The following is a 13699-nucleotide window of genomic DNA, read 5'->3' as shown; positions in this document are numbered from 1 at the left end:
GGGCCCTTCACGATCCGTGCCTGGGGCCGGGCCGGAAAAGTCATTGCATTTCTCGGCGGAACGACCGTTATCCTCGATGTCGTTGGAAAACAGCGACTTCAACGCATAGGGAAGAGAATGGAGGTCTTCCACCATAAAGCGCGTCAACGTAGGGCATCGATCGAGTTTCAATGTACATTTTTTGCTGCAGGCATCGCACCTTCTGTCGGCGCAGGATTCGCTGCCGTAAGCGGAACAGACCTTGAAGAGTATTTTAGTCTCATTTTGACAATGGCAACGCTAGTCTTCTTTCTGGCTCTATCCTTGGAGCGCCTATGGCAAATGAGCTACGAACAGCTAGCTAACGATAGTCCTGCCCAGTCACTTCGTTACGTCGGGATCGTACTTCTAATTCTAGGGTTTCATCTCGACCTACTCGCGTCCTAGCGGCGCCGGAACCGCTCTATCGCCTGTAGTCCCATCGGCGTCAGTAGCCCGCTGTCGGTCAGGAACCCTCGTTGGACCAGGCGTCGGCGCGCTCCGTCGGCGTAGCGCTTGCCCGGCTGGGGCCACCGGTCAGGGTCAGCACCGGTCTGCTCCGCGTAGAGGCGGAGCAGAACACGGAGCTGAGACGGAGTAAGGACTGCGTGATCCACAGTGTCAGTCTTCCACCTCTTGCGCTCACAGTCGACACTCGGAATCAATCCACAGAATCAGGTATAGAGCACTGGACACCCGCTGAACCTCATGAGTGTAACTACGCTGAGACGGTGACGCCTATTCCGGAGGCGTCAATCAACTCCGTAGCGTCTAGTTCTCGTGGCGAAGATGCTGACCAAGAAGCGTAGAAAGATCATCGGGAGGTACTGGGGATATGCGCTGATTCCCATCACGCTGTGGGCGTGGTTGGTGCTCCAAGTTGGCGCCGCACCGATCGCTATCATGTCCAGTTTGATCGTCGGATTCACACTCTTTCGTGCCGACGTTCCGTGCGGTGCCGAGACTCGGGACAGAGATCCAGACACCGGCGAGTACCGTCTGTGCCGTCACAACGCGCACGGGATTCTTGGGGGATGCCGTCAGTTCCAGTCCCACAAGTGGCAGAACGCTAAGCTCATGCTTAGGCGTAGCACTTGGGGTCGGTTGGTCCGTTCCCTGATGCGGCGTGTTGGTGGCCAAGCGGCAGCCGTGAGTGCGTTGGCAGGATCGCTCTCAGTCATCATCGCTGCCGTTGCGCTCATTGTGAAGTAGCGAGGGCCCTGCCTGATCTGCTCCACGGCAGGGCCTCCTATAACGCTACGTGGGTAGCTCTCTCGCTACCCGGAACATGTCGTCCATCGTGACCCCGAGGGCACGCAGGACGTCGTGTGCCCTGTACTCCGGTGCGTTGACCCGTAGCCATGCGAACAGGTCGCGGTGGTACGCCACGAACGAGACGTAGGCGTCCCACTGGCGTCCTGTGGCGTCCTGGTCGGGGTCCAGGTCGATGACAGGCCGCCGTAGGTGGTCCGGGAGATCAGGAGGGACACCGGGGACGCCGGTGTCCACTGGGTTACCCCGCCGCACCGCTACGGGCCCTCCACGATGCCCGGCCCAGTGCTGACATGTTGCCGCTGACCTGGTCGGCCCGCTGCTGGGCTCGGACGTCGTCCAGGTCGGGAATCATGAGCTGCTTAACAAGAGACTGGTAACGGGCCATGAGCTTATCGCGGTGGGCAATAAGCGGGTTGACCACCGGCTGACCGGTGGAGCCCTTGACGATGTAGTCGGGTTCCTTAGCGAACTCCTCGGCTAGGACGTCCAGGAGGTCAAGCGTTTCGCATGCCTGGACTAGTAGTCGGTACTCATCCGCTCGGAGGATGAGGTTAAGGTCAGGATCATTAATATCGTCCCAGAATGCGGAGCCTGCCGCTCCGAAATGCTCTGGCTTGTCCATTCTTCTCTATTCCTTGTTGCAAATGGGGTTCAGTTCGTTTACCGGACTGTGCTGGCGCAGTACCGCCCGGGCAGGGGACGGGGGCGGAGGGGCTACTCCCCTGGGGGTGGCTGGTCGTCAGCGCGACCAGCTCCCGTCTTAGCGTGCGATTCCCTCGTTAACCGTCGGTACTCGCTTAGCCATTTGCCCGCTTCCCATAGGGCGCCGAGTCGGGCGTCTAGGTCTAGGCACTTATCGACCTGGTCAGTCGGTGTCCGCACAATCTGCTTTCCGACCCCGATTATTAAAGCGTCTAAAGTTGCACACGCTCTACAGCAGTAGCCTGCACAGCTAGCGTTAGCCGAGCCCGGACAGTCGTCACGCCTGCACTGCACTGTTCTCACCTCACATACATAGGAGGACCAGCCTCTACTACCTCATGCCGACGTGCCTCTACCTCAGCAGTGGAGCGTGCCAGGCTGACCTGTCCACCGAACAGGACAGCGGCAGCGACAGGACCGTAAACGTGCACAGGATTACTCGCCTTCTGGATAAGCCACTCCACAGCGTCGCGGAATCGCTCAGGGTCCTCGAATGCGGAGACGGCCGCGAGTCGGCGGGAGGCTCCCGCCACGGTCTTAGGGTTGCCGAGCTGGGAGCCGGTCATAGTGAGGTACAGGGCCCCGAACGCGTCATAGGCGGGTGCCACCCTTCCGTACGCCGCGGTGGCGTCCTGGATGGCCTGTGCCTGTGCGGGGGTCAGGCTGGTGACGGGCAGGGTGTCCAGGTCAGCCGGGATGCGGGTGATGGCGTCGACCAGCGGGGCCGCTTCCTGGTCGAAGCGGTCCGCGACGGCCGACAGGAGGTCCCTAGCGAGTGGCTGGAACACCTCCGCTAGGTGGTTCTCCAGTGCGACCCGGGTACGGGAACGGACGTCATCGGGGGTCGCGCTGTTGAGGCTCAGCGCGTCCCGGAGCCCCGCCACGGCGGTGGTGAGCTCATCCTCCGTGGAGGCGGCCACCACGGCTGCCTCCGCCTCGGTGATCCGGGTGCCGTTGTCCACGGTGACCGGCATCTTGGTCTTGGCGTAGGCATGGTCCAGCTCTGCCGGGAGGGTGATCCCGGCAGCGGTGACGGCGGTAATGGCCTTATTGATATCGCGGTGGATAGCCATAGCTTTGGTTTCCTTTAGATTCAGTTGCGGGGAAGCGGAGCGGAACCCTTGATTACCGCTGCCTGTGTGGCAGCGTCATCCTGGTCCTTCCATCGGGTGCTGGCGTACAGGAGTCGGGCGAATTCGGTTCCGGGCCGGTCATCAGTGAGGCCACCGGAACCGCGCCCCTGCGAGGGGTCGGTTGCCCGCTGTCGGGGCGGATCAGACTGGCCGCCCTGTCCAGGGATGGCCTCATCGTGGACAGCATTAGGACTGTCCTGAGCCTGCCCACTAAGGGCACGCTCTAGGTTCGCAGCGGTAGTGCCGCGCTTCTGTCGCTGGATCATGTCGTAGAAGTTCATAAGGTATCCGTTCACAGGAGGACGTTAGGTGGTAGCGGAGGACCCGCAATGACGTTCAACTTCGGCTGATCCGCTACTGCGGCCAGCCGCTTATCGGCACTATCGGAGCGCAGGCACTTATGGCTGGCGCCAGGCATGAAATAGGTTAGGCAGTAGTAGTTAGGGCACTGGACACTGCCGGGATGCACTGCTAAGCGGCATTGAGTGCACTGCCGTTGGTTCCAGCGCGAGAGCGGTTCGCCGCACTCGCACGGTGGAGGTCCAGCCTCACGGCAGTAGTCACACCGACCCTGCCGGGACCGGTTCGTGGTGAATGGTGCACCGCACTGGGCACACGTCCTTTCGTTCGTCATTCATTCTTCCGTGTTCTCTCCTCTGCGTCACTGAGAGGGCATACAGGGTGCATGCCCTATTCCGAGGGGTAGAAGTACCCCAGGTTCCTGAACCGGGCTCTATGGGCGTATGCGACCCCGGCGCAGTGCCTTCTGAGCGCGAGTTCGGTCATGCAGTGAAGAACCGAGGGTGTTTCCCCTTCGGTTCATGCATGGAGCACCATTGGAGGGCTGGACAGTCCGTCGCTCTCGATACTCGCGACCGTGCGGCTGAACCCATCGCCGTGGTCCCTGACCATGACGTCCACCGGGACCAGCAGCTCCCAGAGATGACGCTGGTCCTGGGGACTCAGCCGTTGTGCGAGGATGTAGACGTAGTCCAGGGAGACCGGAGCGTCAGCGGCCTTCCTCGCCGCTCTACGGCGGCGGGCCCTGGCGTTGACGCACTCCCGGCAGGATGCGGCACGGCCAGTCGGCCGGGAGGCGTCGCGGTGGTAGTCCTCGGCAGGCTTGGATAGGCCACAGGCCCTACAGCGGAAGCTCACTGGACCGCGCCCGTCCGGATCGCCTCCTGCGTCGTGCCCGAGGCGTTCGCGAGACGGGCGAGGTTCGCCTCGCTCGGGAAGGTAGCACCGGACTGCCAGTTATCGATGGTGGCAAGGGAGACGTCCAGCCGAACGGCCTTCCTGCGCCGGGTGCTCTCTCGCATCCTGGCGAGGGCCTGATTAATCCCGCGCCGATAGGCGGCACGGTCAATGTCATCATTCATGGATTGATTACTCCTAATCACCTAAGTTGGACATAAAAGAATCCCCGTCCACTCATGGCAGAGTGGACAGGGACCGTACGGGGCCGGACCGGTTACGGAGAGAGGACGGCGCAACCGGCCCGGCGGGGGACGCGCTGTGGTGTTCCCGGTGTCAGCGCGCCCGGATCGGGGATCGATTGATCCCCTTGTCCTACCTGTCTCGACAGGGAAGCTCTGGAGCCAGGTAGTACAGAGCCGCATGACCTGAGGTCTGCGGCGGGATACCGACCATCGTGGTCCTAGGACCACTCCGGAAGTAAGAGTCCCGGGCGGTGCCTAAGCCGCCCGGGACGATGGTGGTCGATTGAGCAGAACGGCTGAGCCGCGACCAACGGCTCTATCGGGGCTCGACCAGGACCCCCAGCCTACTAATTCTATTTATCAGTGTTATTCCTGGTCAGCGGTAGTAGTCACGTGGAGTCGCGGTTAGCATGCCGTCAGACCAGTGTTCTAAAACCCTTAGCGTCTTATCGCACTGGTCTAGGTATTCGGCTGCCTGTAGGTGTGCGGTTGCGGATGCTGTTGCCTCGCCACGGACGATGGTCTCAGCAGTCCAGTACCTATCACCCTCCGGAATATCGTCAGGCACGAACCGAGACCAATCCGGACGCCTCGCGCCTGTCGTCCTGCCCTCTCGCTGACGCCGAGCACTCCGACGGGCCGTCACACCCTGGGAGCGTTCGTCGCATGACGCAGAGCAGTAGTAGGGCCATTTGCCAATTACGTTGCCCGGGGTGCGCTCGACCATGTACCAGTTACTACAGCCGGTGGCCTGACAGGCACCGGTGTATACGCGCAGCTCATCACCGAAGCGGTCAACGACACCGTTCGTCACCTTCCACCGTGTGTGTATCACGGTGGCTTCCTGGCGCCGTCTACGGAGCCACTCGCGCCGTTCCACAGGACTCTTGTCCTCGGGAACGGTGTACTTCCCTTTGTTGTACTGCCGTAGGTCCGGTCTCGGGACAACTACAGGTGCGGTCGTGGTCGACCGCTGTCCAGGTTTGTTCCACTTCCTAGTCTTTAACATGCGTCCTCTCCGTGGTAGTTACAAAGATCATCCGAGGGAAACTGTTGGCTCTCGCCATCATGGCTCGTGCCCCGTATCGCTGGTTCGCTCTACGGGGCATCGCTTGCAATCAAGCGGAAGATGAGTCCTAAAAGACGAATCGTCCGCCTTGAACCTTGAAGGTTCGCACCGGACGGAGAGAGTGGCTAAGGCCCCAAAAGGCCGTGCCACCCTCGCGCCAGGGAGCAGTGACCCTCCAAGGGGAAACTGCGACACTGTGCCGTATCCGCTTTGGGGCGTCTACGGCTATAGGAGTAGCGGCCACCAGGACGCTACGTAGCGGGTCGTAACCGTTTGGCCGGTTACTCCCCCTTAGGGGGTATCGACGGGGCAGGGAGGAGATACCCCGTATCCGTCTACGCTCTTTGGCTTCACCGGTAGCGGTTCCCGGGGCAGAGGAGGGAACCGCAGTCGTTGGACTACGGCTCCCCTCCTATAGCTTCCCCTTGCAAGCAAGAGGAAGTCCTTAGTGGGGGTAAGAGGTGAGGTACGAACCTCTATAGGGGGTACCCAGTTTACCCACTTACCCAGTACCCACCTCAGTGCATGAGAGTCCAGGACTTCCCGGTCTCGTCGAAGTTCAGGAGGGCCCGGACCGGCCCACCTGACTTGAGTTTCTGCCGAGCGGACTCGTACGCGAGACTCGGGAACTCGGGTGCTGTTTCCAGGGTTCTCGCAGCTGCGTTGACTCCCTGCTCCTGGCAGTGCTCCACGACGTACTCAGCTATCCGACGATTCTCGTCGTATGTCTTAGCGCCCCGTTGCTGTGCTCGGTTCTCTGCGTCTGCCTTAACGGCGTCAGAGTCCATCGCCTTTACAACCTCGAACCGCGCACCGGGACCATGCTTGACGACCAGTGTGTGCGGCTCCGCATGGTTCCCGCTGAACGCCAGAGTCAAGTTCCCTGACTTGGCCCTCTTGACGAAGCAGAGCCAACGGACACCGGCGCGGATCGCCGATGAGCCCATCGGCTTGTCCGAGGCGTGCCCGTTAGCTCCAACCTTTTCCGATGAGTGCCCGATAATGACGACGGGGATTCCCGAGCGCGTGAACCTCCGGACACCCTGAAAGAATCTACCGACGTCCGCATCACTGTTGATGCTCCCGTCGATGACCTGAGTCAGGTTATCGATGATGAGCAGCGAGTGCCCGCGCTCCATGACTTCGGCGTACAGCTCCTCCCACTTATCAGGATTCATGGCAGGCATCGTGTAGAAACCAATGTCCGGGCGGACGCCGTCAGGTAGTACCTCCGCGACCTGACGGGCGTACGTCGCACGGTCACCATCGTCAGCCCAGCAGAGCGCTACCGAGAATTCCCGGTCCTCGGGTACGTCCGCACCCAGGTACGGCGTCCCATCGGTCAGGGCGGCGATAAGAGCAGACACTAGGAACGACTTGCCGACCTTTGCCTGACCATAGATCAGCGTCGTTCCCGCGCTGATTAGTCCTTGGACCAGCCACGTCTCTACTTCCTCGGCCTCTCTGATTGCGTCATCAAAGCTCATGTAATCAAAGGTCACTTTCCATGCTCCATGACGTACCTGTCCATACTTTGTTCCTCTCTAGTTGTTAGTGACATAGCAACGGGGCCGGGAGTGGCGCACCTTTCTCACGGTCGCCACGACCATCGTCACCCCCAGGTGACTCCGGAGGTGACGGCCGGTGCAACTATGCACCGACGCGCGGATAGCGGCTACGCCACTTTCCCGATCCCGCATCCCCCGGCCCCGCTTTGAACTGATCTATACCTGTAAGGCTCCCACTGCTTCACCCACCTTGGTAATCGCAGACTCCGCAGCCTGGTCGTAGAACGCCGTCAGGGAGGCGTCATCGCTTGGGACACCTTCCGTTGCTAGGGCGCGCCCGACGGCGTGCCCAACAGCGTCGTGCAGGACGTCCCACGGAAGGGACGTCATGGGCCCGTTTGCCCAGATTCCCGTTTCCACGTGCAGGGAAGCGAGTACATCCATGACGTCGTTGAATCGGTCGCTCTCCTGACCAGCCCTGGTCAGGTCGCACTCGGGGAGCGTTAACACTGAGGGTTCCTCTCTATCTATACCGACTGGTGACGACCTAGGTGGACGCCGAGCGGTACGGTTACCGACCGATGGCGGCGAACGCCGCCCGGACCTGAGCAGCCCTGTGAGCCTCCCGACGCTCGTGCTCGGCACGAACCTCCGGAAGCCACACCAGACGGCCGTACGTCGGCATTCCTTGCCGAATCCGCCCGCTCATGCGGTGGTGATCCCCTACCGATACCCGCTCGCTCCGGCCATCCCACCGACGGACGTACATCCGGTCCCGCCCGTGGATGAACCGCCACCGCACAGTGCCTGGCTCCGGGTCCAGACCCGCTGCGTAGTCCGGAATCTTGTAGTCGTCTAGCGGGCCGTACTTGCCACGACCGCGCCAGTCCGTCTGCTCCCTGGTAACCACGACCAATCCCCGACCCTCCAAGGCGTCGGTACCGGCGCGGACCTGACGGTCAGAACGACCGATCAACCCTGCCAGCTCACTCGTAGTGAGCGCTGCCTGATCCGACGCTCTCAGCGCATCCAGGATGGCGCGCTGCGCCGGTCCTAATCCCCGTCCCATGATCGTTCCTCCCTCATTGTGGTGCGTCAACGTCGACGCGTTGTCGGTAGTAAGTGCGGCGGTAGCTATCCGGACTGCCAGGCGTTTCCGCCGGTCCCTTGTCCCGCCGGGTCACTGTTCCAATAGTGACCCTGCCCGGCGCCATTGCCAGGCGCCCGGGGCAGGATTCACCGCCGTCGTGGCTGTAGTAGCCACGCCGTTCCCGGGTCGATGAGGTGGGCCAGAATCGGCCCGCACTGATAACGGTACACAGAAAATAAGCGGCGTCAAGAGTCTAGCTGATCGGAGTATTGACAACCGCTTAGCTACGCGTTAGCGCGCCGCAACTTTGAAGGTCAGTCGCGTGAGAGGGGGTTTATTATTCTGGGAGTGACCCGGCGTTTGAACCGCTTAGGGCTTCCTGCTCCGCGGAGTGTCCCCCCGGGGACACGAGGCACCGCGGTAGCACCGGGTGTGCGTACCGCTCGCAGGATCAGGCTGTAGAGACCCGGCTCGTTGACGATCTTCGTTGCGTAGGACCGATTGTTCCGGGTCGACCACACATCGGTTGAACCGATGTCTGCCCTGTTGAGCCTGGTCAGGGCGTCGCCGACGTTCGTGATCCCCAGCACCTTGCACACGTCAGCGGCCACGAACCATCGGGGACCGACGGGACGATCGGTCCCGCGCGTCGCAACTCCGTTGCGGCCGGGGCTCTGCGTCCTCGCCGCCTCCGGAAGTTGCCCTTAGCGCGAGGCTTAGAACCTGTCCCCGAGTGCCGCACGCCTGTGCGCCGCTATCGCCCGTTCCTCGGCGGCACTGGCGCCGTATCGCGCTGCCATCGCCGTTGATGTCCAGCCGTTCAACCTCGCAAGGTCTGTCTCCTGGCCTCCGTTGGCCATGAACAGGTGCGACGCGGTGTGCCGGAACCTGTGCAGGTGAACGTTGGGCACTCCGGCGTCGTCGGCACGACGGCGGATGATGTCCCTAATGCCGTGCTTCTGTAGCGGGCCGACCCTTCCCAGCCACAGGGCTTCCGTCTCGGCAGCGAACGGATGACGTCGCCTGGCCCTGAGGTACCGGCGTAGTGCCTCGGCTGTCCTGTTGCCGAAGGGGACCATGCGCTGCCTGTTCCCCTTCCCGGTCACTGTGGCCACCATGAGCTTGAAGTCGAGATCACGGACAGTGAGTCCGTGGATCTCCGAACGCCGTACCCCGGTGTCCATTAGGAAGCGGATGATTGCCAGGTCCCGTCGGGCAGCAAACGTGTTGCCTCGGCACGCGGCGATCAACGCTTGGAGTTCGTCGTCCTGCAAGATCGGCACCGGCTTGTACTCCGGTCTCGGCGCTCTCATCCGCTCGAACGGGGAGCGGTCAAGCTCCTCCTCTATGGTGACCATCCAGGCCCAGAACGTCCGTAGCGCTCGGTAGTAGCCGATCACGGTCTGTCGGCTGATCCCCCGACCGGGGTCCCTGCGGCTCTCCCGGTTGGACAGCCACACGATGAACCGCTCTAGCTCCCGCCGGTTCACCTGGTCCGAGCCCGTAGGCAGGCTGTGCAGCTCTAGGAAGCGGAACAGCTCTGCCAGGGCACGCCTGTAGTACGCCAGGGTCTGGGGAGACTTTCCGGTAGCTTCGACGTGCCGTAGGTAGTCGTCTGCAAGCTCTCGTAGGTCGTCGTTCATCAGGTCCTCACGCGTCACTGTCATTGATTAGCGTGAGGGTGTCTGTAAAGCTATTTATGCAGGTCAGGGACTTACGCAGACAAGATGATCTTGTAAACAGTAGGTCGTCGGTTCGATCCCGACCTCCGGCTCTGCGTCTGACCAGGTGTTCCCCGCCTGCACGGAGTCCCGTCGCGCGGCTCGTCCGGACCGACGACGTCCATGATCCGCGTTTCGGGAGTGCTCGTGACGCTCCCGCGCACCGGTACTCCCGAAACAGGAATCTTGAACGCAGCTCCCGCCGCGACTAGACGACTGGTCTAATGGGTCGTAGAGTGGCCCCGTGCCCGCCACCGACACCCGGCAGAACATCCTCGACGTCGGCCAACGCCTGATGGCCGACCGGGGATGGGGGTCGGTGGGCATCAACGAGGTGCTCGGCGCGGCCGGGGTCCCCAAGGGCTCGTTCTACCACTGGTTCAGCTCGAAGGACGCCTTCGGCGAGGCGATGATCCGGAACTACTTCGTCGGCTACCTGGCGGAGATGGACGGGATCCTCGCGGGTACGTCCCCGGCGGCCGGGCGGTTGATGGACTACTGGCGGAACTGGCGGGCGACCCAGAGTCTCCGGGACTGTCAGGGCAGGTGCCTGGCGGTCAAGCTCGGGGCCGAGGTGGCCGACCTGTCCGAGTCGATGCGGACGGCGCTGAAGGCGGGCACCGACTCGATCGTCGACCGGGTGCGGCGGACCGTCGAGGCCGGCGTGGTGGACGGCTCGATCCCGGTCGGGCTCGACGCCGCCGCCACCGCCCGCACGCTCTACGACCTGTGGCTGGGGGCCAGCGTGATGGCGAAGATCCAGCGGGACACCGCCCCGCTGGACAACGCGCTCGCCGTCACCGGGCGGATGCTGGGCGTCACGAGGGCCGGATAGCGACCGGCCGGTCCGGCACAGGATGGTGCACGGTGCCGGCCACTAGCCGACCGGTCTACTTCGGTCGACCACATCACATGGACAGCACGCGACACACAGCACGCGACATACGGCGGAGGAGCTTCATGAAGGTCACCATCGTTCTCACCTCGCACGACGAGCTCGGCGACACCGGCCGCAAGACCGGATTCTGGCTGGAGGAGCTGGCCGCGCCGTACTACCGGTTCGTCGACGCCGGCCACGAGGTCGTCCTGGCCTCGCCCGCGGGCGGCCGGCCGCCGCTCGACCCGGCGAGCAACGAGCCGGACTTCCGGACCGACGACACCCGCCGGTTCGAGGCCGATCCGGTCGCGACCGCGGCGTTGGCGAACACCGTGCGGCTGGACTCGGTCACCGCGGCCGACGCGGACGCGGTGTTCTACCCGGGCGGCCACGGGCCGCTGTGGGACCTCGCCGAGGACCGGGACTCGGTGCGCCTGATCGAGGACACGCTGCGTGCCGGCAAGCCGGTGTCCCTGGTGTGCCACGCGCCGGGCGTGCTGCGCCACGTCGTCGACGAGGACGGCGCACCGCTGGTGTCCGGGCGCCGGGTCACCGGTTTCGCCAACTCCGAGGAGGCGGCCGTGGGGCTGGTCGACATCGTCCCGTTCCTGGTCGAGGACGAGCTGACCCGGCTCGGTGGCGACTACTCGCAGGGCGACGACTGGGCGTCCTACGTGGTCCAGGACGGTCTGCTGATCACCGGCCAGAACCCGGCGTCGTCCGCGGCGGCGGCCGACGCGTTGATCGCGCGGGTCGCGGCGTGAAGGTATTCGTCATCGGCCTGACCGGCGGGGTCGGCTCGCTCGCCGCCCGGTCGCTGCAGGAGCGCGGCGACTCGGTGTCCGGCCTGGTGCGCCGGGCCGGGCAGCGCGACGAGCTGCGGGCGGCGGGCGTCGACGCGACGCTCGGCGACCTGACCACCATCGCGCCGGCCGAGCTCGCCGGGCTCGTCCGCGGCGCCGACGCGATCCTGTTCACCGCCGGTGCGGGCGGTGCCGGGGCCGAGGCCACCTCGGCGATCGACGGCGCCGGGGTCGACACGGCGATCGAGGCCGCGCGGATCGCCGGTGTCCGGCGCTTCCTGCTGGTCTCGGTGTTCCCCGAGGCGTGGCGCGAACGGAACCTCGGGCCCGGCTTCGACCACTACATCGCGGTGAAGAAGGGCGCGGACGTCGCGCTGACCGGCAGCGGCCTCGACTGGGTCGTCCTCCGGCCGGCGGTGCTGCTCGACGAGCCAGGGCGTGGCACCGTCGCGCTCGGCCCGGCGCAGATCCACACCGAGGTCACCCGGCGGGACGTCGCCGACACGCTGGCCGCGCTGCTGCACGAGCCACGGGTCTCCCGGCAGATCCGCGAGCTCGCCCGGGGCGCGACCCCGATTGCCGACGCCGTCGCGGCCGCCGTACCCGCCGGCTGAGGGAGCCGTACGAATCCGGGCCGCGCGCTGAGCAAGAGCGGCGCTGTCGAGGGCGTCACGCTGAGGCGGGCGTCGTCGGCCGGTGAACCGCTCACCCCCGACGTCGTGGCCTGGGGGGAGAAGACCTTCGGGACCCCGGTCCGGGACCACTACGGCCAGACCGAGCTCGGCATGCTGATCGGCAACCACTGGCACGACGACGTGGTGCACCCGGTCCGGGACGGTTCGACGGGCCGGCCGCTGCCCGGCGTCACCGCGGACGTCGTCGAGGGCCGGCTCGCCGTCGACGCGACCGCGAGCCCGCTGTTCTGGTTCGCCGGCCGCGATGACGACGTGATCCTCGCCGCGGGCTACCGGATCGGCCCGTTCGACGTCGAGAGCGTGCTGATCACCCATCCCGAGGTCGCCGACGTCGCGGTGGCCGGACGCCCCGATCCCGAGGGTGTCCGGGGCGAGGTCGTCGAGGCGTTCGTGGTCCCGGCGGGCGAGGTCACCGCCGACCGGCACGCCGGACTGGCCGGTGAGCTGCAGGCGCTCGTCCGGGACACGTACTCCCGGCACGCCTACCCGCGGACGGTCCACTTCGTACCGGAGCTCCCGAGGACGCCCTGCGGCAAGATCCAGCGCTACCTGCTGCGCGCCCGCTGACCGTCCCGCTCCCGGAACGACCGGACGGCGGCCACGACGTCGGTCGCGACGTCGGCCGGGTCCCGGCACGGACAGGTCCCACAGAACGGTGGCGGCCCGCCCGGCGGGGCGGTCCGGAAAGCCAGGCAGCAGGCGCGCCGGGACACCGTCATCCAGGAGTCGCCGTCCACGTCGACCGTCCCGACCGTGACGAGCCCGGCCAGGCCGGCCCGCCCGAGCAGGTCACGGGTCGGGGCGACCAGCCGGTCGGGTGCGCGGCGGTGCCACGACAGGTGCAGCGCGCTGAGTGCCACCGCGTGCGCGACCGACCCGCGCAGGACGCGACGCCCCACGCGGGTCCTGGTGGCCAGCTCGTCGGCGAGCGGGAGCAGGCTCCCGGTCAGCAGGCCGGCGCAGAGCGCAGCGGGATCGGACCGGGCCGGGATCCCGGGCTCGGCGAACGCCAGCCAGCCGGGGGCCTGTTCGTCCGGGCCGAGCGCGACGTTGCAGGGCCGCGCGTCGAGCAGCGTGTCGAGCTCGTGGAACGCCGCCAGCACCGGTGCGGCCAGTCGCAGCGCGTAGCGGTCCAGGAGCAGGGCCGCGGCGACCGCCCGGCCGGGTGCCCGCCGGTCGGCGACGGTCCGGTCCAGGGTGTCGTCGAGCCGGGAGCCGAGTGCGACGGCGGCGGGCGTCCAGCCGGGCGGGCGCCCGGAGCGGGCCACGAACCGGTCGCCCAGCGGGACGCGGGCGACCGGCACGGTGCCCGGATCGGCCGGGAAGGTCGTCGGGACGGACCCGGTCCGCGGGGAGCGCGGACCGG

Annotated in this window: 12 protein-coding genes; 4 read left to right on the top strand and 8 right to left on the bottom strand. The window is 65.1% G+C overall.

Annotated elements, in window-relative coordinates; all coding sequences use genetic code 11:
* Window positions 1-1275 precede the first annotated feature (1275 nt).
* From ABZ881_RS19105 to ABZ881_RS19075, 7 genes are all read right to left on the bottom strand, one after another.
* Window positions 1276-1527, bottom strand: a complete 252-nt coding sequence (locus tag ABZ881_RS19105; protein ID WP_358486289.1) for a hypothetical protein — start codon at window positions 1525-1527, stop codon at window positions 1276-1278.
* A gap of 4 nt (window positions 1528-1531) precedes the next feature.
* The gene (locus ABZ881_RS19100; RefSeq protein ID WP_358486287.1) at window positions 1532-1915 is read right to left on the bottom strand and encodes a hypothetical protein; all 384 of its coding nucleotides are present in this window, start codon (window positions 1913-1915) and stop codon (window positions 1532-1534) included.
* A gap of 379 nt (window positions 1916-2294) precedes the next feature.
* Complete coding sequence (locus ABZ881_RS19095) at window positions 2295-3068, bottom strand: hypothetical protein (RefSeq protein ID WP_358486284.1); 774 nt, start codon at window positions 3066-3068, stop codon at window positions 2295-2297.
* Between the two features lie 1214 nt (window positions 3069-4282).
* Window positions 4283-4510 carry a hypothetical protein gene (locus ABZ881_RS19090; RefSeq protein WP_358486282.1) on the bottom strand — a complete coding sequence of 76 codons (228 nt, stop codon included), beginning with the start codon at window positions 4508-4510 and terminating at the stop codon, window positions 4283-4285.
* A 1647-nt stretch (window positions 4511-6157) separates the two neighbouring features.
* A complete protein-coding gene (locus ABZ881_RS19085) occupies window positions 6158-7141 on the bottom strand; it encodes an AAA family ATPase (protein ID WP_358486280.1) in 984 nt (327 codons plus the stop codon).
* A gap of 1410 nt (window positions 7142-8551) precedes the next feature.
* Window positions 8552-8848, bottom strand: a complete 297-nt coding sequence (locus tag ABZ881_RS19080; RefSeq protein ID WP_358486279.1) for a BRO family protein — start codon at window positions 8846-8848, stop codon at window positions 8552-8554.
* 105 nt (window positions 8849-8953) lie between these two features.
* The gene (locus ABZ881_RS19075) at window positions 8954-9880 is read right to left on the bottom strand and encodes a tyrosine-type recombinase/integrase (protein WP_358486277.1); all 927 of its coding nucleotides are present in this window, start codon (window positions 9878-9880) and stop codon (window positions 8954-8956) included.
* 322 nt (window positions 9881-10202) lie between these two features.
* Between ABZ881_RS19075 and ABZ881_RS19070 the strand changes: the two genes are divergently transcribed.
* The 4 genes from ABZ881_RS19070 (at window position 10203) to ABZ881_RS19055 (ending at window position 12900) form a co-directional block, all read left to right on the top strand.
* The gene (locus ABZ881_RS19070) at window positions 10203-10793 is read left to right on the top strand and encodes a TetR/AcrR family transcriptional regulator (RefSeq protein ID WP_358486275.1); all 591 of its coding nucleotides are present in this window, start codon (window positions 10203-10205) and stop codon (window positions 10791-10793) included.
* A gap of 125 nt (window positions 10794-10918) precedes the next feature.
* Complete coding sequence (locus ABZ881_RS19065; RefSeq protein WP_358486273.1) at window positions 10919-11599, top strand: type 1 glutamine amidotransferase domain-containing protein; 681 nt, start codon at window positions 10919-10921, stop codon at window positions 11597-11599.
* Window positions 11596-12252 carry an NAD(P)H-binding protein gene (locus ABZ881_RS19060; RefSeq protein WP_358486271.1) on the top strand — a complete coding sequence of 219 codons (657 nt, stop codon included), beginning with the start codon at window positions 11596-11598 and terminating at the stop codon, window positions 12250-12252. Before ABZ881_RS19065 ends, ABZ881_RS19060 begins: the two co-directional genes overlap by 4 nt.
* A gap of 27 nt (window positions 12253-12279) precedes the next feature.
* Window positions 12280-12900 (top strand): AMP-binding protein, encoded by a 621-nt coding sequence (locus ABZ881_RS19055; protein WP_358486436.1) that lies wholly within the window; start codon window positions 12280-12282, stop codon window positions 12898-12900.
* Here the strand turns inward: ABZ881_RS19055 and ABZ881_RS19050 are convergent.
* Window positions 12879-13637 (bottom strand): hypothetical protein, encoded by a 759-nt coding sequence (locus ABZ881_RS19050; protein WP_358486268.1) that lies wholly within the window; start codon window positions 13635-13637, stop codon window positions 12879-12881. The genes ABZ881_RS19055 and ABZ881_RS19050 overlap by 22 nt on opposite strands.
* Window positions 13638-13699 lie beyond the last annotated feature (62 nt).

The organism is Pseudonocardia sp. NPDC046786, from assembly GCF_040645415.1.
In the GTDB taxonomy this organism is placed as follows: Bacteria; Actinomycetota; Actinomycetes; order Mycobacteriales; family Pseudonocardiaceae; genus Pseudonocardia; species Pseudonocardia kongjuensis.
Note: the sequence above shows the minus strand (reverse complement) of the source record. Positions and strands in the feature narration are given on the sequence as shown.

Coding starts and splice junctions, on each gene's coding strand:
- ABZ881_RS19075 (WP_358486277.1), bottom strand. CDS start 9,880: ATGAACGACGACCTACGAGAGCTTGCAGACGACTACCTACGGCACGTC.
- ABZ881_RS19065 (WP_358486273.1), top strand. CDS start 10,919: ATGAAGGTCACCATCGTTCTCACCTCGCACGACGAGCTCGGCGACACC.
- ABZ881_RS19100 (WP_358486287.1), bottom strand. CDS start 1,915: ATGGACAAGCCAGAGCATTTCGGAGCGGCAGGCTCCGCATTCTGGGAC.
- ABZ881_RS19095 (WP_358486284.1), bottom strand. CDS start 3,068: ATGGCTATCCACCGCGATATCAATAAGGCCATTACCGCCGTCACCGCT.
- ABZ881_RS19090 (WP_358486282.1), bottom strand. CDS start 4,510: ATGAATGATGACATTGACCGTGCCGCCTATCGGCGCGGGATTAATCAG.